Source organism: Stenomitos rutilans (assembly GCF_059505485.1).
Window position 1 is genome coordinate 23,009 of the sequence record NZ_JCACKR010000107.1, and the last position, 20,897, is coordinate 43,905.

General features: G+C 50.4%; 23 protein-coding genes. 13 read left to right on the forward strand and 10 right to left on the reverse strand.

Annotation, left to right across the window (positions count from 1 at the left end; genetic code table 11):
• Positions 1-168 precede the first annotated feature (168 nt).
• Together AC5JLP_RS21380 and AC5JLP_RS21385 are read left to right on the forward strand one after the other, a co-directional pair.
• Positions 169-579 (forward strand): DUF8738 domain-containing protein, encoded by a 411-nt coding sequence (locus AC5JLP_RS21380; RefSeq protein ID WP_496069974.1) that lies wholly within the window; start codon positions 169-171, stop codon positions 577-579.
• 202 nt (positions 580-781) lie between these two features.
• The gene (locus tag AC5JLP_RS21385) at positions 782-1,384 is read left to right on the forward strand and encodes a gamma-glutamylcyclotransferase family protein (protein ID WP_496069975.1); all 603 of its coding nucleotides are present in this window, start codon (positions 782-784) and stop codon (positions 1,382-1,384) included.
• A 207-nt stretch (positions 1,385-1,591) separates the two neighbouring features.
• Here AC5JLP_RS21385 and AC5JLP_RS21390 read toward each other — a convergent pair whose 3' ends face one another.
• Positions 1,592-1,744 (reverse strand): hypothetical protein, encoded by a 153-nt coding sequence (locus AC5JLP_RS21390; protein ID WP_496069976.1) that lies wholly within the window; start codon positions 1,742-1,744, stop codon positions 1,592-1,594.
• Between the two features lie 437 nt (positions 1,745-2,181).
• Between AC5JLP_RS21390 and AC5JLP_RS21395 the strand changes: the two genes are divergently transcribed.
• The 5 genes from AC5JLP_RS21395 (at position 2,182) to AC5JLP_RS21415 (ending at position 6,855) form a co-directional block, all read left to right on the forward strand.
• Positions 2,182-2,682 carry a DUF2231 domain-containing protein gene (locus AC5JLP_RS21395; RefSeq protein WP_496069977.1) on the forward strand — a complete coding sequence of 167 codons (501 nt, stop codon included), beginning with the start codon at positions 2,182-2,184 and terminating at the stop codon, positions 2,680-2,682.
• Positions 2,679-3,287: a DUF2231 domain-containing protein gene (locus AC5JLP_RS21400; protein ID WP_496069978.1), complete on the forward strand. Its 609-nt coding sequence runs from the start codon at positions 2,679-2,681 to the stop codon at positions 3,285-3,287. The genes AC5JLP_RS21395 and AC5JLP_RS21400 overlap by 4 nt, the downstream gene beginning before the upstream one ends.
• A 46-nt stretch (positions 3,288-3,333) precedes the next feature.
• A complete protein-coding gene (locus tag AC5JLP_RS21405) occupies positions 3,334-4,305 on the forward strand; it encodes a cytochrome c oxidase subunit II (RefSeq protein ID WP_496069979.1) in 972 nt (323 codons plus the stop codon).
• A 133-nt stretch (positions 4,306-4,438) separates the two neighbouring features.
• Entirely contained in the window at positions 4,439-6,121 is a 1,683-nt protein-coding gene (gene ctaD / locus AC5JLP_RS21410) for a cytochrome c oxidase subunit I (protein ID WP_496069980.1), read from the forward strand.
• A 122-nt stretch (positions 6,122-6,243) separates the two neighbouring features.
• Positions 6,244-6,855, forward strand: a complete 612-nt coding sequence (locus tag AC5JLP_RS21415) for a cytochrome c oxidase subunit 3 (RefSeq protein ID WP_496069981.1) — start codon at positions 6,244-6,246, stop codon at positions 6,853-6,855.
• Between the two features lie 454 nt (positions 6,856-7,309).
• On the opposite strand, the gene AC5JLP_RS21420 is transcribed toward AC5JLP_RS21415, so the two are convergent.
• The 5 genes from AC5JLP_RS21420 to AC5JLP_RS21440 form a co-directional block, all read right to left on the reverse strand.
• Entirely contained in the window at positions 7,310-8,746 is a 1,437-nt protein-coding gene (locus tag AC5JLP_RS21420) for an NAD(P)/FAD-dependent oxidoreductase (protein ID WP_496069982.1), read from the reverse strand.
• 244 nt (positions 8,747-8,990) lie between these two features.
• Complete coding sequence (locus AC5JLP_RS21425; RefSeq protein ID WP_496069983.1) at positions 8,991-9,476, reverse strand: DUF1579 domain-containing protein; 486 nt, start codon at positions 9,474-9,476, stop codon at positions 8,991-8,993.
• A 67-nt stretch (positions 9,477-9,543) separates the two neighbouring features.
• Positions 9,544-9,963, reverse strand: a complete 420-nt coding sequence (locus tag AC5JLP_RS21430; protein ID WP_496069984.1) for a VOC family protein — start codon at positions 9,961-9,963, stop codon at positions 9,544-9,546.
• 398 nt (positions 9,964-10,361) lie between these two features.
• Positions 10,362-10,769 carry a VOC family protein gene (locus tag AC5JLP_RS21435; protein ID WP_496069985.1) on the reverse strand — a complete coding sequence of 136 codons (408 nt, stop codon included), beginning with the start codon at positions 10,767-10,769 and terminating at the stop codon, positions 10,362-10,364.
• Between the two features lie 37 nt (positions 10,770-10,806).
• On the reverse strand, positions 10,807-11,178 hold the full coding sequence (locus AC5JLP_RS21440) for an ArsR/SmtB family transcription factor (RefSeq protein WP_496069986.1): 372 nt from the start codon (positions 11,176-11,178) through the stop codon (positions 10,807-10,809).
• Between the two features lie 248 nt (positions 11,179-11,426).
• Here AC5JLP_RS21440 and AC5JLP_RS21445 point away from each other — a divergent pair, with 248 nt between their 5' ends.
• Positions 11,427-11,885 carry a VOC family protein gene (locus AC5JLP_RS21445; protein WP_496069987.1) on the forward strand — a complete coding sequence of 153 codons (459 nt, stop codon included), beginning with the start codon at positions 11,427-11,429 and terminating at the stop codon, positions 11,883-11,885.
• 96 nt (positions 11,886-11,981) lie between these two features.
• On the opposite strand, the gene AC5JLP_RS21450 is transcribed toward AC5JLP_RS21445, so the two are convergent.
• Both AC5JLP_RS21450 and AC5JLP_RS21455 read right to left on the reverse strand, forming a co-directional pair.
• Positions 11,982-12,440 (reverse strand): metallophosphoesterase family protein, encoded by a 459-nt coding sequence (locus tag AC5JLP_RS21450; protein ID WP_496069988.1) that lies wholly within the window; start codon positions 12,438-12,440, stop codon positions 11,982-11,984.
• Between the two features lie 241 nt (positions 12,441-12,681).
• Positions 12,682-13,821 (reverse strand): DUF8738 domain-containing protein, encoded by a 1,140-nt coding sequence (locus AC5JLP_RS21455; protein ID WP_496069989.1) that lies wholly within the window; start codon positions 13,819-13,821, stop codon positions 12,682-12,684.
• Positions 13,822-14,216: 395 nt separating this feature from the next.
• Between AC5JLP_RS21455 and AC5JLP_RS21460 the strand changes: the two genes are divergently transcribed.
• The 4 genes from AC5JLP_RS21460 (at position 14,217) to msrA (ending at position 17,211) form a co-directional block, all read left to right on the forward strand.
• On the forward strand, positions 14,217-14,669 hold the full coding sequence (locus AC5JLP_RS21460; RefSeq protein WP_496069990.1) for a hypothetical protein: 453 nt from the start codon (positions 14,217-14,219) through the stop codon (positions 14,667-14,669).
• Positions 14,670-14,755: 86 nt separating this feature from the next.
• Complete coding sequence (locus AC5JLP_RS21465) at positions 14,756-15,955, forward strand: GUN4 domain-containing protein (RefSeq protein WP_496069991.1); 1,200 nt, start codon at positions 14,756-14,758, stop codon at positions 15,953-15,955.
• A 156-nt stretch (positions 15,956-16,111) separates the two neighbouring features.
• On the forward strand, positions 16,112-16,735 hold the full coding sequence (locus AC5JLP_RS21470; RefSeq protein WP_496069992.1) for an NUDIX hydrolase: 624 nt from the start codon (positions 16,112-16,114) through the stop codon (positions 16,733-16,735).
• A 20-nt stretch (positions 16,736-16,755) separates the two neighbouring features.
• A complete protein-coding gene (gene msrA / locus AC5JLP_RS21475; RefSeq protein ID WP_496069993.1) occupies positions 16,756-17,211 on the forward strand; it encodes a peptide-methionine (S)-S-oxide reductase MsrA in 456 nt (151 codons plus the stop codon).
• A 130-nt stretch (positions 17,212-17,341) separates the two neighbouring features.
• Here the strand turns inward: msrA and AC5JLP_RS21480 are convergent, their stop codons facing one another.
• Complete coding sequence (locus AC5JLP_RS21480) at positions 17,342-17,761, reverse strand: hypothetical protein (RefSeq protein ID WP_496069994.1); 420 nt, start codon at positions 17,759-17,761, stop codon at positions 17,342-17,344.
• A gap of 98 nt (positions 17,762-17,859) precedes the next feature.
• A complete protein-coding gene (gene gntT, locus AC5JLP_RS21485) occupies positions 17,860-19,182 on the reverse strand; it encodes a guanitoxin biosynthesis MATE family efflux transporter GntT (protein ID WP_496069995.1) in 1,323 nt (440 codons plus the stop codon).
• Between the two features lie 63 nt (positions 19,183-19,245).
• On the opposite strand from gntT, the gene AC5JLP_RS21490 reads away from it, so the two are divergent.
• Positions 19,246-20,760: a thioredoxin-like domain-containing protein gene (locus tag AC5JLP_RS21490; protein ID WP_496069996.1), complete on the forward strand. Its 1,515-nt coding sequence runs from the start codon at positions 19,246-19,248 to the stop codon at positions 20,758-20,760.
• Positions 20,761-20,897: the final 137 nt, after the last annotated feature.

Sequence of the window (20,897 nt, forward strand, 5' to 3'; positions counted from 1 at the left end):
CTTAACTTTCGTTTAAACTAGCGTCAAAGCTCCAATGTCACTGTGCCTATGAAACACCGAAGCTTGCAGTGGATGCCTTCACGATCGTGGCTTGCCACACGACAAACGTTATGCCGCAGATGTTGCTGAGCAATCCTGCTCACAAGCCTATTTTTGGGCACAGGCGGGTTGCTTCCGCAAAGGGCGCAAGGCAGACCGATCGCGCCAGAGCACTCAGCAATGGTGCTAGCCGTCATCCCTCCACAAGCAACGGTTCAATTGCCCTCCACGGTGGCAACCCGGCTACGTCAGGCGTTAAGTAAACAGACCAAGATACCGCCTGCAAAACTGAAGGTAGTTGAAGCAACCCCCAAAACCTGGCCTGATGGCTGCCTAGGTTTAGCGAAAGCGGATGAAATGTGTACAGAAGCGCTTGTTACAGGGTGGCGTGTGGTGTTTTCAAACGGCAACCAGCGGTGGATTTACCTCTCAGACAAGCAGGCACGCGTTTATCGCCTAGAACCCCAGCCTTACAAGAACAGCCAGTCTTGTAAAAGCAGCACTTCACTAGAGGCTGTCATCAATGACTCATCCACATGACTTGCATCAAGGGTTCCAGCTCCTAGCCTTGTGCATTAGAACGGGCGCAGTAAGGCTGATACTCAAAGTTTTTGAGCTTAATGATGACGCGTCCTAAGGCTTTACCAAAAACTACAGTTCTCGCATCGGAATACGATACTTTAATATAGAAGTACCTCAAAGCTAGAAAGATTTCAGACGTTACTTATTATTTCTCAAACGTATGGCAGAACTTTTTGACAACAGCAATTGCCCCGCAAAGAATGTGACGTACCCATCCTTTGAAGGGCATCAACAAGTGGCTGAGCCAATGTTCTACTACTTTGCCTATGGTTCCTGCATGTGCCCTGTAGATCTAAAGCGCACGCTGGGTGAAAGTACGCATCTGTTTGTGGTTGGGGCAGCAACGCTTAGCGGCTATCGACTGGGCTTTTACCGCCGATCGGCTCGCCGAAATTGTGGCGTACTGGATGTAGTCAGCGATCCCACTTCTGCGGTGCAAGGTGTTTTATATGCTCTGCCGTGGCGATTGAGCGATCGCTTAGACGAGCGTGAAGAAGTGCCTACAGGTGGTTACCGTCGTGAAACTATTGAGGTTTCTTGCCAGCATCAGCGGTATGCCAACGTGCGCACCTATATAGTTGTAGACAAGCTGAATGAAGAACTTGCCCCAAACGATTGGTATTTCAACGTGGTGCTCCGAGGTGCGGTAACGTGCGGCTTACCAGAGCAATATTGCTGGCAACTCTTTGAGCATATGCACCAACTACAGCAGCGCCATTGTCAGACTCAAGCACTCCAGCATCAAACACTACGATCTGCTTAACTTAGCGTGATGATGCAACTCATCCTTTTGAATGCGCGTAGGACTAGACACACCAGTTGCAGTAGAGACACAACGGCTCTAAAACTGAACAACACTTAAGAGGCGATCGTATTCGCCCTTAGACACCAATTGCAATAGTCTCACGGGGTGCGGCACAGCATCAAGTCCAACCACGCTTGAACACCAGTGGATGTGTACAAGCCAACGTTAAGAGATTGAATCCATAAACGCTGACAATGCAGAAAAGGTTTCTGGGCTACCAATAATCAAGTCACCATTGGCATCCATAGAGAAGTCTTGTCCAAGAACGAAACCGCTCTGAACCAGAAACATCACGATCGATAGCTTGAAGTCATCCATAACCGTTTCTAAAAGCTGCACTAAATCATTTCTGAAAACTGTTCTTAATGTACAGACATCGCTCGGTTCAAGCCATCCGTCAGAAGGCTTAGCCTTTAAGCCACGATCGCCTTTGCAAGAGAAGACAGAAGGCAGAAGAAGTTGTTGGTTATTGGTTTTTAGAAGGAAGCTGAGCAGTTGACGGCTGATCGCTGATCGCTCTCTAACTCAACACTCTTTCCCCCTGCCTCTTCCGCTTCCTCCGCTCTCCCTGCTTCCTCTGCTCCTCATCCCCACTCCCCACTTCTACCCTCTGTCCTTTGCCCTAACTAGCAGATTGTGCTTACCATAGCTATCAGGTGTGGGATGTTTATGAGAAACTCTGTTCACACAGCTTAGAGATTGCATTGTGACCATCACAGTTGGTGATTTTGCCCCCGATCGCCAAGGAGAAGCATATGTTTGAGTATCTTCCGCCCCTTAATGACCACAACCTTCCTTATCCCGATACGATTCACCCGATCGTGGTTCACTTTGTCATTGCGATGGTGCTGTTTGCCGTCTTCTGTGACGTTATAGGCGCACTAACTCGCAATACGCGCTTGTTTGAAGTGGGCTGGTGGAATCTGTTTTTTGCCACACTTTCCATTTTTATTGCTGTGCTGTTTGGGCAGGTTGAGGCGGGTCTGGCAGAACCGTATGCTGCGGCGCGATCGACGCTTAACATTCATACTCTTTTGGGCTGGTCGCTGTCAGCAATTTTGGCTGCGATTACGGCATGGCGTTTTATCATTCGTTCGCGCGATCCACAAACGCTACCCAAATCATTCCTGGGGGTAGGGATGCTGTTGAGTGCCCTAGTTTTCTATCAGGTGTATCTGGGTGATAAGTTGGTCTGGGTCTACGGACTGCATACGGTGCCTGTAGTAGAAGCCATCAGAGACGGAGCGCTGCGATGAATCCACCAGAACTGATTCAACAGGTGAGCGATCAACTGGGTGCCAATGGGTTGCCTTACGCCATTCCCATTCATCCAAATTTAGTCCACATCACGCTAGGGCTGTTTATTATCGCGATCGCCTTTGATATTGCAGGAGTACTGTTTCCGCTAGAGCGATCGATTCTCAAGTTTTTGTCAATCGATGCGGTGCGATCGAACTTCTTCGATGTGGGCTGGTACAACATGCTTGCCGCCGCGATCGTCACTTTTTTCACCGTTGCAGCAGGCTTCTACGAAATCATGCTAGCAACACCGCCCGCCGATATGAAAAGCGCCTGGGGTCTAGGGGCAATGGAGACTATGCTCTGGCATGGGGTTGGCGGGGTGTTGCTGCTGGCGCTGATTGTTGGTATGACCGTCTGGCGAGGCTTTCAGCGGTTTCTCTGGCGTAAAGACAACGTCAGGCAGGTGCAGTGGAGCTATGTACTCGCAGGCATCTTCATTCTTGGGATTATGTTCGTACATGGCACGCTGGGCGCACATATGGCTGCCGATTTTGGTGTACACAATACAGCCGATCGCTTGCTGCGGGCTGGTCAGGATCCAAATGTTGTACTGAAATAGTCCTCGAAAAATAGCCCCAAAAGCAGGTGAACAGGAGCATGTTGCGATGAGACTATTGCGTTACTGGCCGTGGGTTGCTTATGCGGGCTTTGTTTTCATAGCCAGTTTGTGGATGGGTCAACAGTCCTATAGTTGGCTACCGCCACAGGCCACTGCCGAATCGCAGTTAGTGGATGACCTGTTCAGCTTTCTGGTGGTTCTGGGCACGATCGTCTTTCTCGGCGTTTTTGGCGTGTTGATGCTAGCGATTTTGACCAGTCAGGTGAGTCGTTTTGACATCAGCGACGGCCCCCCGATCGAAGGCAATGTCAAGCTAGAAGTTATTTGGACAGTCATTCCCGTATTGTTGGTGCTTTGGATTGTGACCACCAGTTTCAATGTGTATAACCAGATGAATATTCGCGGGCCAGTGGATGTGGTGCATCTGCATCACATGGGCATGGAGCCTGCCTATGCCGCAACGTTAGATGAAGAAGGACAACCGATCGAAGAAATTGAAGTGAACGCGAAGCAATGGGTATGGACATTCCACTACCCTAATCAGAACGTCACCAGTACAGAACTGCATGTCCCGGTCGATCGACGCATTCGCCTCGCCCTTTACTCTGAAGACGTGCTGCACGGCTTTTACGTCCCGGCCTTTCGCTTGAAACAAGACATTTTACCCAAACGCACGATCGACCTCGAATTCACCCCCATCCTGGAAGGCAAATACCGACTCGAAGATTCGCAGTTTAGCGGCACCTACTTTGCGGCGATGCAAGCAGATGTGCTCGTCGAATCGCCCACCACCTACCAAAACTGGCTCAAACAGGCGGCCGCTGCTAAACCAACCCCAGCCTTCAACCAAGCCTATTCCGAATACTATCGCGGCGAACCCAACAAGCCCGTCGAAGTCGGCTGGGCTTCTGTCCCCCCTGCAAAACCGCCCCTGGTCAACCAACCCACCCCCGAAGGCATTGATCAAGAAGTGCCAGATAAGAAGGGGATTGAGAAAGATATGGGTGGTGAAGGCTAAAGGCTAAAGGATGAAGGCTAAAGGATGAGAGTTTTGAGTTAAATCTCCGCGCCTCTGCGTCTCTGCGGTTTTCCACCTTCTGCCCTCTGCCTTCTGCATTCTTCTAAAAACCAACAACCAACAGCTTCCCCTCATGACCAACATTGCAGTCGAAAACCTGGGCAACGGGAATGAGGCAGAACCTCAGAGCCAGCCTCCTGAATGGCGACGCTACTTTTCCTTTAGCCGCGATCATAAAGTCATTGGGATTCAGTACCTCGTCACGTCGTTTGTGTTCTTCCTGATTGGCGGCTTCCTTGCCATGATCATTCGGGCTGAGTTGATTACGCCCAAATCGGATGTGGTCGATCGGGCGCTTTATAACGGCATTTTCACCATGCACGGCTCGATCATGATCTTTCTATGGATCTTTCCGACGCTGGTGGGGCTGGCAAATTACCTGGTACCGTTGATGATTGGCGCACGCGATATGGCATTTCCGACGTTGAATGCCGTCGCGTTTTGGATGGTGCCTGTGTTCGGCCTTTTGCTGCTGAGCAGCTTTTTGCTGCCGAATGGCACCGCGCAGGCTGGGTGGTGGTCATACCCGCCTGTGAGCATCCAAAATCCAGGTAGAGAGGTCATTAATGGGCAATTTTTGTGGATTCTAGCGGTCGCCGTCTCTGGCATCTCATCCATCATGGGTGCGGTCAACTTTGTGACGACGATCGTGCGCATGAGGGCACCAGGCATGACTTACTTTCGGATGCCAGTATTCGTTTGGACAGTGTTAAGCGCTCAGTTGTTACAACTGGCAGGTCTGCCTGTATTGACAGCCGGAGCCGTGATGCTACTGTTTGACCTGACCTTTGGCACGGCGTTCTTTAATTCTGACAAAGGCGGCAATCCGCTGCTATACCAGCACTTTTTTTGGTTCTATTCCCATCCTGCCGTTTACGTGATGGCGCTGCCAGTTTTTGGCGTGTTCTCCGAAATTCTGCCCGTTTATGCACGCAAACCGCTGTTTGGCTACCGGGTAGTCGCTATTTCATCGATCGCCATTTCGGGACTCAGCATTCTGGTTTGGGTGCACCACATGTATGCCAGCGGCACACCGGGCTGGATGCGTATGATCTTCATGTTCACGACAATGTGTGTAGCCGTACCGACTGGCGTGAAAATCTTTGCCTGGACAGCCACCGTCTGGCGCGGCAAATTGCGGCTCGATACCCCCATGCTGTTCGCTTTGGGCGGCGTGATTATGTTTCTGTTTGCAGGCATTACAGGCGTGATGCTAGGCTCAGTGCCGATCGACATTCATGTGAACAACACCTACTTTGTCGTCGGGCACTTCCATTACATCGTGTACGGCACGATCGCAATGGGCATGTTTGCCGCCATCTATCACTGGTTTCCCAAAATGACCGGACGGATGTATTACGAAGGCTTGGGCAAGCTGCACTTCTGGCTAGCCTTCATCGGTACAAACCTCTGCTTCCTGCCGATGCATCCCTTAGGCTTACAGGGAATGCTCCGCCGCGTCTCGTCCTACGATGACCAATACGCCTTCTGGAACGTGCTTTCCAGTCTTGGCGCGTTTCTGTTGGGCATGTCCACCCTACCGTTTATTTTGAACATTGTTGGCTCCTGGGTACAGGGCAAAAAAGCCCCCGATAATCCCTGGCGCGCGATCGGGCTGGAATGGCTCATCCCATCCCCCCCCCCCGAAGAAAACTTTGAAGCAATTCCGATCGTCATCTCAAAGCCCTATGGCTATGGCATGAACGAACCCCTCACCGCAACTGAATCACCCGAAGAAGTCGCAGCAACGCAGTGAGGAGTAGTTTTTAGTTGTTGGTTTTTGGTTGTTAGAAGCCAGGAGTCAAAATTAACTCAAACTCAAAACTCTCTCCCCTGCTCCCTCCACTCCCCCTGCCCCCTCTGCCCCCTCTGCCCATCATGGATACTTCAGTCACACCTGAACAGTTGCAATCGAGTGCCGAACACGACCACAAAGACAGCGAGCACGCTGACAATCGTATGTTCGGCTTTATCGTGTTTTTGCTCTCCGAAAGTATGGTGTTTCTGGGCTTTTTTGGTGGTTACATTGCCTTAAAGCTCACGACAGCAGATTGGCTCCCACCAGGAGTCAATGGACTCGACATTTTTAAGCCAGCCATTAACACAGCAGTTTTGGTTTCCAGTAGCTTTGTCATCTACTTTGGCGAACTGGCGCTAGAGCGCAACAAGCTGAATGTGTTCCGCTTCTTTTTGTTGGCAACAGCAGCAATGGGGACGTATTTTTTGGTTGGGCAAGCGATCGAATGGAACGGTCTTTCTTTTGGCCTCACCACTGGCCTATTCGGCGGCACGTTCTATCTCTTAACTGGCTTTCATGGTCTCCATGTCTTCGTCGGTATTCTGCTGCAACTGGGTGTGCTGATTCGATCGTTCACCCCCAAGCACGCCACGCCAGAAAACCACTACGGTTTCGCCGCGACATCGTTGTTCTGGCACTTCGTTGATGTCATTTGGATTGTTTTGTTCAGCTTAATTTACCTGTGGCAATGACAATTAAGGCAGGAGGCAGAAGGAGGGCAAAAGGCAGAAGAGATAAAACACTGAGTTCGACTTTAGCCCTTTTGAAAAGGCTCCATTGTTGGCGATGCTTGGATCGCAGACAGGGCCTTCAACACCCACACGGAAGGGGCGTTATACGCAGCCTTTGAACCGCAAAGGTCATGTCTGTTAGTGCGTCACATCACATTTTGTCAGACGCCCAAGCAGGGTAATTGGCTCGCCATTGCAAAGCATGAACTCAGGTCGCTCACCCGTCAATGTGTCAGTGGCAGACGCTTCGGTGCTATCAATTCCCTGCGTGAGGGAACGGTGGCCTGGACAACCGCTGTCAACCAGATTCAGAAGGGGGTGATTGGTAGATGAAAGTTGATGATGCCCGCTGTAAACTCACTGCCATCTACCCTAAAAGCAAGCTGTGACGCTGCACAAGAAACATGTGTGTATTTTAACGATCGTCTGCTAAGGAACGGGCAACCCGTTTGGCGATCGCGGTTCCCACTACCATTCCACCCACGACCCCAACCGCTTTGGCAACTCGATTCAAGCTATTGGGCTGATAACGTTCGATCACCTCATCCTTCAGCCAGTCCGTTGTGGCTTTAAAGTTATGAATGGGTGTAGGCAGTAGCTCTAAATACGTACCCTGTCGGATCAGATGGCCTGCTGCGCCTGTTACTTCGATCGTGTTAAAAATATTGGCAACACTGTTATTCAATCCCAGTTTGAGTAATGTTCCTCGCAAATTGACTCTGGCAGGCTTCAATGCATATCCCAGCGCTAAAGCTCTCAGGTTGTAGGCGATCGCCGCTCCCTGCTGATAGGCAACCTGTGCAGTCGGTGGCAACGGCTTGGGATTAGGATGATGGTTTTCGGCACTGGTGGATTGATCTGACTGGTGCTCGGCTGGCTCATATTCATCGCCGCTACCTGATTCTGGTTGCAAATCCATCGCGCAATCGCCACCGGCAAAAATCTCTGGAAAGTCGGGTAATTGCAGCGTTGGCGCGACACTCAACCGCCCGTGCTTATCTCGATGCGCCTCTGGAAGAGGCAGTGACTTAATCAAGGGATGGGTATTGGTTCCCGTTGTCCAAACGATCGTTCCAGCGTCCAGAGTTTCTGTTTGGTCGTTGCGCTGATACTCCAGGCGATCGGGATGAATAGCCGTTACTTTAACGCCAATCATGACTTCTACAGGTACAACACGCTCCTGCAACGCTTGCTCTGCCGTCGTCCGAAGTTGGCTGTTCACATCTCCTTCTAGTAGCTCTCCATGGTTCACCAGCACAACCCGCACTTCTTCTGAATTGCCGCCTAGTTCGGCATACCACTGAGGTATAAGGTCAGCCATTGTTGCTGCCATCTCCACTCCAGACGGCCCTCCACCAACAACGGCGGTTGTCAACAAACGGCGACGGGTCTCCGAATCTTGCAGTTGTAGCGCATGTTGCAAGCGATCGCGGAGATGATGATCAATGGCGATCGCATCCGCTTGGGTCCGAAAGGGCAACGCATTCTCCTTCACCCCTTCTACGCCAAAATATCCCGTTACACTTCCCAGAGCGAGGACCAGATTGCTGTAGCTATAGCAATCTCCACCTACAAGCTGGATCTGTCGTCGCTGCACATCGATCGACTCCACACGCCCCTGCACAAAAATCACACCACTATGGCGTAGCAGTTCCTCGTATCGGGGCACCACCTGTGTCGCATCCATTTCACCACTGAAATATTCATAGAGCAGCGGCTTAAAACAGAAGCGATCGTTTTGATCAATCAGAATAACGGAGCGCGGATAATGCTGATGGCTGAGATGCAGAGCCGTAAACAGACCTGTAAAACCACCACCCAAAATCACAGTTTGGTAGACAGGAGTCGTCATAGTGCACCTTAATTACGACAATCGACAGCAAAAGAGGAAGCAAAAAATTCTGCTTCCATCAAGGGTGAAGCAGTCTCTAGAAGTAATGAACTGTGATGGTTTAACTGATTGATTAAGTCAACCGCCCTTAAGTTAAGCCAAAACAATTTGCAATGCCTCTTTCTTCTGTATGAGAAACACGTCAGCACTAGAAATCGTTAATCACCCATCTGCTTCAGCGAGGGTGCCTTTACTCATCATGCAATTACGCCTTGCGCCGATAATTAGCGGTCATAAACTGATGCCACTGCCCATCATCACCCAAAGCATGGGAAGTCATCACACGATGGCTGTCGCTCTTAAACTCAATGACATCTTTGTACTTCGCCATCGTGTCCTCTCCAGACATTGATGGGCCTTCAGTGTGAAGGGTCAATACAGTTTCAGAGGTATCCAGTGCTCCGTCATACACCCAGAGGTCGGACATCATTGACCCCACCCAAGTACCGACAAATCTCTGCTTCTGAGGGTTATAGCCAAGCGTCATGATGGTGGTTACGGTACCGCAACCCGGCATCTCACCCGCTCCTTCTGCGAGAATCCAAAGCCCACCCAACGATCGCACACGTTCGGTTCCAGTCACTTTTTCGGACGGTTGATCGGCTCCCATCGATGCTTCTGTTTCGTAAGTCCACTCTCCAACAAGTTTCTGTAGCCACTGATGTTCAGTTTGCGGTTCAATCTTCATCATTGCCTCCTGTAGCGTAGGGAATATGATTAGCCAGAGTAAGAGACGGTTCTATCAGCTAGATAGCCAGTTAGATAGCCTGGTCGCAGTTCACCATCCAGGGGATACCAAATTGATCCACTAGCATCCCAAAACGATACGCCCAAAAGGTCTGCTGAAAAGGCATTCGCACCGTTCCGTTTTCTGCCAGTGTGTGAAAGATACGCTCTGCTTCTGCCGGATCATTCAGGCTGATGGACACCGAAAATCCTTTGGCTTCTTCGTAGTAATCGGGAGGGCTGTCAGACCCCATTAGCTCCTGGTCGCCAAACTTCAGGCTAGTGTGCATAATCTTGCTGCGCCATTCTGGAGGTGTCTGCTCGACCGTTTCTGGCTCCGGGGCTTCTCCGTAAGTCATCATCGCGGTGATTTTTCCACCCAAGCATTGCTCATAGAACTTAAATGCATGCTCGCATTGCCCGTTGAACATCAAGTAAGGATTCAGTTTCATGATGGACTCCTTGAGTAAACGTTAGATAATTGCAGTTGGCAGATATGCTTGCAGGCGATCGACACATTCAGATCACTCTGTTTGATGGAAATGCCGTGATTCAATAGACTTAAAGATGGCTTGATGGAACATCATCAAAGTCTGATTGTTCTTTTCTGCAAAGGTTACAGTGATCAGAGTTTCATGTTGAGGTCAGCTGTTCCATCGCAGGTTGAGAAAAATTAAGTCGGTTTGGGTGCCGCAATACACAGGAATGGAGGAATGCTTAAACGCCGCTCATAGTCTTCTTGGCTTGAGAAATTTTTGCGTTCAGGGCGCGATTCTCTGACACGTTCTAGTTCAAAGCCGGCAGTTGTAATGAGACCAAAAGGCCTCAATGGCTTCAGATCAGCAAAAATCTAAGCTTGACCGACTGCGCTCGGCTCCATGTATACGAGTTCCCAGATGTGTCCATCTAAATCCTGAAACCCATGCCCGTACATAAAACTGTGATCCTGTGGCTCGTTATAGGTGGTTCCACCCGCAGCGACAGCCTTACGCACAGTATCGTCGATCGCGTCTCGGCTCTCAGAGGATAAACACACTAGCACCTCCGTGCTTTTTGTCGCATCACAAATGAGTTTAGGAGTAAACGTTTTGAACTTGTCGTGAGTCAGCAGCATGACATAAATGGCTTCACTCACAATCATGCAAGTTGCCGTTTCATCGGTGAATTGGGGATTAAAACTGAAGCCAAGTTTTGTGAAAAACTCTACGGATTGAGTGAGATTTTTGACAGGTAGATTCACAAATATTTGTTTAGGCATGCTTTCTCCTATTGTGCGTGATGAGTTGAAGCGCAGTTTACGCTTTGAGCGTGCGATCGTTTCTTGTTTCCTCCGCTTGCAGTTCCTGTAGATAGTCATCCAGGCGATCGAAGCGCTGTTCCCAAAATTGGCGGTATGGTGCAAGCCAGTGATCCACATCTTTGAGTGGGTCTGCCGCCAAGCCGCAGGGTCGCCACTGAGCCTCTCGACTGCGGGTGATCAATCCTGCTCGTTCCAGCACTTTCAGGTGTTTGGAGATGGCAGGTAAACTCATCTCAAACGGTTGAGCTAGCTCGGTGACAGAAGCTTCACCCTGAGACAGACGAGCCAGAATAGCACGACGGGTCGGATCGGCCAGGGCAGCAAAGGTAATGCTTAACCGATCAGCAGGCAGTTGGTCAGTGGGCATTGAGGTGGGGAAACAGTATTTAACCGCGCAGTTAATTAACTATCAGAATAGATGTACTATTCAAGAATGTCAAGGAGGATTGGTCATGGCTCACTGGTCATCCACGTGCCGCGATTCTCAATGATTCTGGTAACAAAAAGTAAAAGCAACTCGTTGATTCAGTACAGATGAACTGATAAAATCCGATTGCCTGATAAGCTTCGAGTCAAAACAGATTACAGAACCGCTTTAAATTTTTAGCGTGCCCAATGCCAGCTCGACTCACGGAGGATTTAGACATGAGCCATAATCCCAGCATTCTCTCGCACATCTCGATCGGCACGAATGATTTTGCACGGGCGATCGCGTTTTACGACGCTGTGTTATCCACGCTAGGCTGCAAGCGGTTGATGGAATATCCAGGCGCGATCGCCTATGGCAAACAGTACCCTGAATTTTGGGTAGGAACCCCATTTGATGGACAACCTGCAACCGTTGGCAATGGTACTCATGTCGGCTTTATTGCACCCACAAAAGAAGCTGTTCACGCCTTTTATGAGGCAGCGTTGGCAGCAGGGGCCAGCGATGAAGGTGCTCCCGGTGGCAGACCTGAGTATAGTGAACCATACTACGGTTGCTTTGTTCGTGACCCAGACGGACACAAGGTAGAAGCAGCCTTTTGGGATGAACAACTTGAGCAAGCGCTCAACTCCAACCGTGCTACATAACAGCAGTGCCCTATCAATTGAACAGCACCTGGGTGACTGTCTCCGATGTAACCTGGTGGGTCAATGAGTCCTAAAACTCAATCAATAAGGCATCGATCACGCCTCTAGCTCGACAATGTTTGCACTAATCGCCGTGCCATCAAGCTGTAGATGAGCTAGCGTAATCGGCAGCTTAAATCTTCGCGGCCCCGCACTACCAGGATTGAGAAAGAGAACACCGTCACGCTCTTCCACCAATGGTTTGTGCGAATGCCCACTGATGACAACCTGAATGCCTGCGGTTTTTGGATCGATCGTCAGATCTCTAAGTATGTGCAGCAGATACAGCGAAACCCCTTCGATCGGGACGGTTTTACATTCAGGTATTAAGTCTGCCCACGGGCCTTGGTCGTTATTACCGCGCACAGCAATGACAGGCGCGATCGCCTCTAGCTCCTCAAGCACAGCCGATCGGCCAATATCACCTGCATGAAGAATGAGGTCAGAACCGACCAGGGCATCAACGGCTTGGGGGCGTAGCAATCCGTGCGTATCAGAAATAACGCCAATCTTCATTGTGGGCTGTGGCTGAGATGGATGTTTACGGCAATGGCTTCACTCTAGCTCAAACAGTTCAGTGCTGGATACATAGAGGTTGACCACTGCCGAGGGTATGGTAATGCCGATTTAAAGAATGACGGCTACAGATCAATCGGTGGGTAGGGGCAAGGCATTGCCTTGCCCCTACAGGATGTGTCGCATTTTCAATTCAAATTGGTATAAAAAAGCTGGCAACCAGTCTCTCAACACCAGAGGTCTAACGACGACTGAGGCTGGTCAGACGGTTCCAGGCTTGAATGATCCGTTGGAGTTTAGGAGGCGTTTGGGCTTGAATCATATCAGCGTACTGAGTGCCTTCTCCTGCAGGAGACATCAGCGCGATCGTGAAAAAATCTGCTCCTTGAGTGGTTGGGTAGTTGAAACCTGAGAAGTCGGAGAACTCATTCTGCTGCAATAGTTGGACAAATGCCTGCACTTGCTGGGGTGAAAGTTGACGAATCAAGGTTGGTTTAGCCGAAGACTGGTTTCGCAAATCAATGCGCATCACTTTGCCATCGTTCATCAGCAATGTTTTGTAAGACAATCCTGCAAAGCCACCACTCGTCTTCGATTGAAAGATGATGTCGCCTGGGTCTGACCCAACGGTGCTGGAGTCAGGTTGCCAAAAGGACGGCACTATGGTTCCTTTGCTGCTCGTCGTGGGATTGCGTTTGATCGTCGTGGCGGTTTGATCGAGGTGATATACCCCGTACTGCTGTGGTGCCGTGATGATCGCTTGCCATCCAGAAATCGCAATCATCGTACATATAGTCTGTGGGCCTGCGACACCCAGACAGCCATTCCAGGTGCGCGATCGCGCGGCGGTAAGCTTGAGTTGATTCACAGACACGCCCATATCTTTAGCGGCAGTTGCCAAAACTTTGCGCTCGACGGCGGGGGGAAGAGCATCAGCGGTAGCGCTGTTTTCCATACGAAGGCTGCTTCCGGTGCGATCGGTACGATAGAACCAGCGTTCAGCATTATTACCAACTTCGACGCGCCAACCGTTCACCAGAGCCGTGAGGCACGATTCTTCAGGTTTACCTAAGCCGAGACAGCCGTCTGACCAGGTTTCTTGGCTAAACGAAACCACTCGCAGCGTGTTGATAGGAAGGTTAAATTCACGCGCATGTGCCCGCAGAACAGCCGTCCTGACTGAGCCCGGTAAGCGAGTTGTAGTCGATGGACGTTGTGACGATGGTTGCCCTTTTAATGTTGGCGCTGATGGACTGGCTTCAGGCTGAATTGGCATGGCACTGAGGCTTTGCATACCGACCGTAAGAAGGCTCAAAAGAGCGATCGTGGCGGCACCCGCTTTGAGCCGTTGAGCAGGTTTGGGTGAGGAAAGATCTTTCATACAGACTCCAAACGTAAATAAATAACATCGCTTTATGCGTCTTTTAACGTAACCAGGGCATTGGGTTGACCTGGGCATCGTTACAGAAATAAGAACCAGTCTTTCAGACCCTGATTCCTCAAAATGGTTTCAAATTTTGGAACACATCATTTGTGAATGAGACAGCGACGTTAATATCGGCTCACGGTGGCTAAGCAAAACGTGCTTGGAGCGCTGATGGAGATTAGGCGTTGCTGAATCAAAGTATGAATCTCTCTGAGTTGCAAGACTCCTCGCCCCCTAAATCCCCCAATTTTGGGGGACTTTAGAAAGCGGCTCCCCCAAAGTTGAGGGCTGAGGGGCAAATTCATACCACTATTCAGCAACGCCGGAAATTATTTGTAGGAGATCGATCGATGTTACTGCGTAGTCTAGGTTTTACAATCGCTTCTCTGTTGTTGGCAACCAGTGTGTCTGCTCAAACGTTATCGTTACCGTCACGCACTACGGGGTTAACCCCGCTTAAGGGGCAAGTCACTGCTGTACAAGCGGTGCGGATTCCGCTTGGGGATGCTATTACAGGTTCAGAGACACGCGTGACGCTCAAATTTGCGCTACAAGGATGCCTCGACAAGCTCATGCCTCTCATGTCTCATGCAGACGTGCAAGGCGATCGCGTCACCTTTTATGTGACAGCACTCAATGCCCATACAGAAGGCTCAATGGTGGCGAGATGTCGAGCCATGCCCCAGACTACGGCTCAAGTGAAAGTTCCAGGTATCTTTCAGCGGCGGCAAATTCGGGTTGTGTTTTTGGGTCAACCAACCCAACCACAGCAGGCTTTGAGGAATCGCCCGATCGCCCGTTGAATTTAAGCCTGTCTGTTGAAAGCTTGTTTGTTGAAAGCTTGTCTATTCAGGTTTTTTTGCAATCGTCACCTGTTGAAGTCAGCCCTATGAAACGTACTCTTTTGCTTGGCGTTCTGGCCTGTTTGGTTGCTGGTAGCGCCACGCCCTTCATGTTCTTGCCAAGATTCTTATCAGAACAAACTCGCTCAGATAGGGCGGTTGCTGCCAGTCCGCCAGCCAATGCTGTTGTTTCACGCCGAGATGTCTTTTACCTGAGCGATCGCTTTGGTTTTCGCACGCTTTTCCCTAGCGGCTATATCATCACGCCCTCTGAAACCAAACCATCAACAAAACCAGCACTACCGCTACAAGTGCTAGAACTATGGCAACAAGCCGATTTTATGAAGCGGGACTCGCTGCCAGAAACGCCACCGATCATCCACATTACCGTTTACAACAATTTCAAACCGTTGCCGCTGACCTATTGGAAGGGCGAACTCAGCCGAAAGGACGATCAACCCCTCACAGTCGCGGGACAGACCGCGATCGCCTACACCTCGACCGGGCTTTATGACTCTGATCATGTGCTTTTTCGTAGCCGAGATGCGCGGTATGTGTTTCGCATCACGGTGGGGTATACCGATGCAAAAGCACCGATTCGACACACATTTCAGGAGCTTCTTGCCAGTTTCACCTTTGATGTCAGTCCTGATCCCAAGTCTGCCTCCAAGTGGCGGATTAACTACAGCCATTTGCAGCGTCTTTTAGCCACCCAAGACTGGCAGGCAGCCGATGTTGAAACACGGGCCATTTTTCAGCGGCTGGCTGCTCCCCAGGGAGATCTGCTGTTCAGCAGCAAAGGCGTTTTGTCTCGCTTGCCACTGGCAGACCTACAAACGATTGATACGCTCTGGTCAAATGCCAGTAGTGGTCGTTTTGGCTTTACGGCTCAGCAACGAGTCTGGCAGCAAGCAGCAAAAGGCTCCAGGAGCACCAAAGAACAAACCGAACGCTTTACTCAAACGGTGGGATGGCGCAGGACGAAGCCATTGCCCGACACTAATGCGATCGGCATTGAGTTTAGCGCCGCATTATGGCTTTTGGATACAGAACTGCATTACACAGCCGCCGCACCACCCGGACATTTCCCTTGGGCAGGTGTTTCATCCAGCCGCTTGAGCGATTATGTTGCTAATGGCTCGTTGGGCTGTGGCAGTTGCACTATTGATGCCATGTATTTGAGCAGCGATCGCTATTTTGATTACCTACCCGCTCTTTTTACCCGCTTCAAAGCGGTTGGCAAATAAGAGGGCAGAGGGCTAAAGTCTGAAGGTTAAAAGCTGGAATGCTCACAAAGCTTTTCTGAAGATTGGATGCTGCATTTAACTGCTTTAATTCAGAGGGACGGTCTGTAAGCGAGAACTGCTTTAGCCGTCAAAGACTATTTTGTGAGGGACGTGAGAATGGTTGTGAAATGGCTGGAGTGGGCACAAAAGCTACAGGCGATCGCGCAGACTGGGCTAGCCTACAGCCAAAATCCCTTTGACATCGATCGTTTCCAGCAGGTGCAGCACCTTGCGGCTGAAATGATGGCAACCGAGTCGAATTTGGAACTAGCGGCTGTTCTCAACCTATTTCAACAAGAAACCGGGTACGCAACTCCCAAAGTGGATGTTCGCGGTGCCGTTTTTCAGGATGACAAAATTTTGCTGGTGAAGGAACGGTTTGATGGTTTGTGGACGTTACCAGGCGGCTATGTAGATGTGGGAGAACCACCCAGTCAAGCGGTTGAGCGGGAGGTGTATGAAGAATCCGGCTATCAAACACGGGCAGTGAAGTTACTGGCGCTATACGATCGTAACCATCCGCGTCATCAACATCCACCCTTTGAATACCATATCTACAAGCTATTTTTTCTCTGCGAGTTAATGAGTGGTGCCCCCGCTAACAGCATTGAAACGGAAGACGCTACTTTTTTTGCCGAAAGTGAAATACCAGCGTTATCTCGATCGCGGGTGATGCCGAGCCAGATTACCCGGCTGTTTGAACATTCTCGCCATCCAAACTGGCAGACCGATTTTGATTAAACGAAAAGGCAGCAACCATAATGGAAGCAACGCTTGGAGCCGGATGTTTTTGGAGCATTGAAGCAGCGTTTCGCAATGTGAAAGGTATCCATTCAACATCGGTAGGCTACATGGGTGGGCACTTTGAGAACCCCAGCTACCTGGATGTACTGTCCCGCATCACAGGGCATGCTGAAGTGTGCCAGGTGAAATATGATTCGTCTCTTGTTCAGTATGAGGACTTGCTCAACACGTTCTGGAACATTCATGACCCAACGAGTTTGAACCGCCAGGGTGCCGATCGAGGAGAACAATATCGCTCGGTGATCTTCTACCACACACCAGAACAATCGCACATTGCCATGCGTTCCAAAGAACATCTAGAACGCTCTGGCAGGTATGACAGACCGATCGTGACTCTCATTCAACCAGCATCAAGTTATTGGCTGGCAACCGAGGATCACCAGCAGTACTTCGAGAAGAAACAGCGCCATTAGGGGCTGTCATCAATGACTCATACATATGGCCTTCAGCAGAAGTTCCAGCCCCTAGCCTTTTTTGTTAGGGCGGGCGCGGTAAGGCTGATACTCAAGGTTCCTGAGCTTAATTGATGACGCGCCCTAAGTGCTACTGAGCGGTTTGCTCTGCTTTTTGCTCGTAATAGTTAGAAATGTGATCGTACACATGACTGGGAAATTGCAAATCCCGATAAACATTGCACGTATCGGGATCATCTGAATTTGGGCAGATGGGAAACTCTTGCTGCTGCTGCCAATCCAGAATGCGATCGCGTTTGGGTGGGTTGTAGTCTTTCCCCTGCACCTGCAACACCAGAGCTTTTGCCTCAGCCTCACTGAAGTCTCGGTCTTTTTGCAGCCATTCAATTAATTCGGCTTCTTCCATGAAATGATGCGCCACCATTGCAAACGTGAGGCGTCCATAGTGACCAATATCCTGCCCTTTCTCCAGCGCATCCAGTAGATGTGCCATCATCTCGCTTTTGCGTAATTCTTTCAGCGCCATTGCCTGCTCCTGACTTTTCAACATCGTTCTTTCTATCGCTCTTTCTGTTGTAAGGTTCGTCGCACGAAATGCCCTCCATCGAAAGGCTTGTCTAGTTCAAGCGTACTTTAGCCAGCTTCGGTTTAATGGGCATAACGCAACCAACGCCAGCCTAAAGCAATCGTCCGCACTGCCATAAAGGACGATAGTGCCAGCCAAAGCCAATGATTGCTGTGAAGATACCAGGCTGCGATCGCGATCGGCACAAACCCAAGCAGTACGGCTTGCAGCATCGTCTGTCGTAGCACTCGTCCTTCTGTTAATCCTAAAAAATAACCATCTAGCATGTAAGCAACGGAGCCAAATCCCAGCACTGGGAGCAGCCAAAGTACGTACTGCTTCAGGTAAACAAGCACTGGAGTATGAGAAGTGAGCCGTCCAAACAAGGGATCTGGGTAGCCGATGAAAGCGATCGCAAACAAGACGCCGATGCAAACGCTAAGCCCACCCGCAATCTGCACCAGTTGGTTCAGTTGAGCCTGTTTCCCTTGCCCTCGAAAGAGTCCCGCTAAACTTTCAGTCGCAAAGGCAATGCCATCAATAAAGTAGGCGGCTAATGTCACAACCTGTAGCAAAATGGCGTTGGCTGTCAAGGGAATGGTGCCAAAGGCAGAGCCAAGATTGGTAAACACGGCAAAGGTCGAGATGAGCGCAAAAGTACGAATCAGGATATCCCGATTGAGCACTAAAACCGTCTTTAAAGCGGTGGCATCCCACAATTTGCGGCGGTTCAACATCTGTTTGAGATGCGCCTCTCGGCTGAGCATGACCAACCCAACGAGCAGCATGAGGTATTGACTCATCGCTGTTGCCAGTCCGGCTCCTGCACTGGCCCAATTGAGACGCACAATAAACCAGTAATCAAGCGCCACATTTGCAACACTATTTACCGCTGTGAGCATGAGGACACGATCGCTCTGAGACCGTCCCAACAGCCAGCCAACAATCACAAAGTTAATGAGTGTAGCAGGCGCACCCCAAATCAGAGCGTTATAAAACGTCTGTCCGGCAGCAGACACCTCAGTTGTGGCACTGAGCATCGCAAAGCCGATCTGTCGCAGGGGCACTTGCAGGATGACGATCGCCACTCCCAGCAGCAAGGCCAAAATGCCATGCCGCAATCCAATCAAGAGCGCGTCTTCTTCATCGCCGCGTCCGATCGCCTGTGCCGTCATGCCCGTTGTGCTCATCCGCAGAAAGCCAAACGTCCAATACAGGTAGTTGAACACGACGGTTGCCAGAGAAACCCCTGCCAGATGCCGAATATCCGCAAGGTGCCCCAAAAAGGCGACATCCAGCAGACCCGCGATCGGCACCATCACATTCGAGAGGATGTTGATAGCGGTTAGTTTGAGAAACTGAGGTAGAAAGGCAGGGCGTTGGAGGGTGATCAACGAATCATGCACGATAATGGTTTACGTAAGGGCGCACGGCCGTGCGCCCTTACCATTCTGTTTGATTTTTAACGTATGGTTCGTGTTCGAGCACCCGCCCTGGATCAAACCCTGCCGTGGTTGAACTGCGATTGTCCGCTGTCGCTGCACGCCTTGCGCGGTCAAATTGTGCTGCTAGATTTCTGGACGTATGGCTGCATCAACTGCCTGCATGTGATTTCCGATCTGCAATACCTGGAACACAAGTATGCAAACCATCTCACCATTATCAGCATCCACACCGCCAAATTTGACCACGAACAGAATCCAAAAAGCATTCAGCAAGCCATTTTGCGCTATGGCATCACTCATCCTGTGGTGATCGATCGCGATCGTGCCCTGTGGGATCAGTATGCTGTTCGGGCCTATCCCACTTTCGTTTTGATTGATCCACAAGGATATATTGTGGCAACGCTGGCGGGTGAAGGACGGCGGCAAATGTTGGATCAAGTCATCCAACGCTTAATTGAAGAACATAAAGGCAAGGAGACGCTCAGCGAGAACGGTTTACAGGGCATCATACAATCCCAATCCCTGTTGCTGACGCCGTTAGCCTTCCCTGGCAAAGTATTGGCAGATGAACTCAGCGACACGCTTTTTATTGCGGATACTGGTCATCATCGGCTGGTGCTCACCACGCTCGATGGAACGCTCAAAGCCACGATCGGGTCTGGAGCTGCAGGATGGCAGGATGGTCATTGGGAAACCGCTCAATTTTCTGTGCCACAAGGCATGGCGTTGGATTCCTCTGGGCAAACGCTCTACGTTGCGGATGCAGGCAATCATTTGCTGCGTCGAGTTGATTTATTGCACAAAGCGGTTGAGACATTGGCGGGAACGGGAGTTCAGAGCCGATCGCTCTTTCCACATGGCGGTAAAGCCTTGGCTGTTGACCTCAATTCACCCTGGGATCTCGCACTCCTCGGACATGATCTCTATATTGCAATGGCAGGTTCCCATCAAGTTTGGGTGATGGATTTAGAGCAGCACACCCTACAAACCTTCATGGGTACAGGCGCAGAAGGGTGCGTTGATGGAGCGTCAGATATTGCTGCCTTTGCTCAACCCTACGACATCACCACCGATGGCACCCGACTATTCGTAGCCGACAGCGAAACCAGTTCGATTCGTGCCATCACCTTGGGCACTCACTCGATCGTTCAAACCATCTGTGGACAGGGACAACTCTTTGCCTTTGGCGATCGCGATGGCATTGGTCTGGAAGTTCAACTCCAGTACTGTTCTGGGCTGGCGTATGCCAGAGAATCCCTCTGGATTGCAGATACTTATAACCACAAAATTAAGCAACTTGATCCGGCAACCCACACCTGTCGAAGTGTTGCAGGTGGCGAGGCAGGCTTTGAGGATCGAGTGGGAATGGCAGCCCGTTTCTCAGAACCGTCTGGAGTTGCTTTTGCCCGCGATCGACTCTACATTGCAGATACCAATAACCACACCATTCGCTGCATGAAACTGGATTTTTTGGAAGTCACAACGCTGCTGTTACCTCAGCTTTGCTCTCCCTACGCCTGCACTCCTGGTAATGCATAAACCAAGCCTAACATCACATCAGGGTGACCTGAAGCCATGAACCCGTCGTTCAGTGGGCTAGGATTGAATGCAAGACGTTTTGATACCAAATTAAAAAAAAGGAGTGACAGATAAGATACTGGGTTTTGGCGTGATGA

Bases quoted from the DNA above. Each gene is read 5' to 3' on its own strand.
- AC5JLP_RS21400 (WP_496069978.1), top strand. From the start codon at position 2,679: ATGAATCCACCAGAACTGATTCAACAGGTGAGCGATCAACTGGGTGCC.
- AC5JLP_RS21440 (WP_496069986.1), bottom strand. From the start codon at position 11,178: ATGCCCACTGACCAACTGCCTGCTGATCGGTTAAGCATTACCTTTGCT.
- AC5JLP_RS21395 (WP_496069977.1), top strand. From the start codon at position 2,182: ATGTTTGAGTATCTTCCGCCCCTTAATGACCACAACCTTCCTTATCCC.
- AC5JLP_RS21470 (WP_496069992.1), top strand. From the start codon at position 16,112: ATGGTTGTGAAATGGCTGGAGTGGGCACAAAAGCTACAGGCGATCGCG.
- AC5JLP_RS21455 (WP_496069989.1), bottom strand. From the start codon at position 13,821: ATGAAAGATCTTTCCTCACCCAAACCTGCTCAACGGCTCAAAGCGGGT.
- AC5JLP_RS21490 (WP_496069996.1), top strand. From the start codon at position 19,246: ATGGTTCGTGTTCGAGCACCCGCCCTGGATCAAACCCTGCCGTGGTTG.
- AC5JLP_RS21445 (WP_496069987.1), top strand. From the start codon at position 11,427: ATGCCAGCTCGACTCACGGAGGATTTAGACATGAGCCATAATCCCAGC.
- AC5JLP_RS21480 (WP_496069994.1), bottom strand. From the start codon at position 17,761: ATGTTGAAAAGTCAGGAGCAGGCAATGGCGCTGAAAGAATTACGCAAA.
- AC5JLP_RS21430 (WP_496069984.1), bottom strand. From the start codon at position 9,963: ATGAAACTGAATCCTTACTTGATGTTCAACGGGCAATGCGAGCATGCA.
- AC5JLP_RS21450 (WP_496069988.1), bottom strand. From the start codon at position 12,440: ATGAAGATTGGCGTTATTTCTGATACGCACGGATTGCTACGCCCCCAA.
- AC5JLP_RS21435 (WP_496069985.1), bottom strand. From the start codon at position 10,769: ATGCCTAAACAAATATTTGTGAATCTACCTGTCAAAAATCTCACTCAA.
- AC5JLP_RS21385 (WP_496069975.1), top strand. From the start codon at position 782: ATGGCAGAACTTTTTGACAACAGCAATTGCCCCGCAAAGAATGTGACG.
- AC5JLP_RS21425 (WP_496069983.1), bottom strand. From the start codon at position 9,476: ATGATGAAGATTGAACCGCAAACTGAACATCAGTGGCTACAGAAACTT.
- AC5JLP_RS21465 (WP_496069991.1), top strand. From the start codon at position 14,756: ATGAAACGTACTCTTTTGCTTGGCGTTCTGGCCTGTTTGGTTGCTGGT.
- ctaD (WP_496069980.1), top strand. From the start codon at position 4,439: ATGACCAACATTGCAGTCGAAAACCTGGGCAACGGGAATGAGGCAGAA.
- AC5JLP_RS21460 (WP_496069990.1), top strand. From the start codon at position 14,217: ATGTTACTGCGTAGTCTAGGTTTTACAATCGCTTCTCTGTTGTTGGCA.
- AC5JLP_RS21415 (WP_496069981.1), top strand. From the start codon at position 6,244: ATGGATACTTCAGTCACACCTGAACAGTTGCAATCGAGTGCCGAACAC.
- AC5JLP_RS21405 (WP_496069979.1), top strand. From the start codon at position 3,334: ATGAGACTATTGCGTTACTGGCCGTGGGTTGCTTATGCGGGCTTTGTT.
- AC5JLP_RS21420 (WP_496069982.1), bottom strand. From the start codon at position 8,746: ATGACGACTCCTGTCTACCAAACTGTGATTTTGGGTGGTGGTTTTACA.
- AC5JLP_RS21390 (WP_496069976.1), bottom strand. From the start codon at position 1,744: ATGGATGACTTCAAGCTATCGATCGTGATGTTTCTGGTTCAGAGCGGT.
- msrA (WP_496069993.1), top strand. From the start codon at position 16,756: ATGGAAGCAACGCTTGGAGCCGGATGTTTTTGGAGCATTGAAGCAGCG.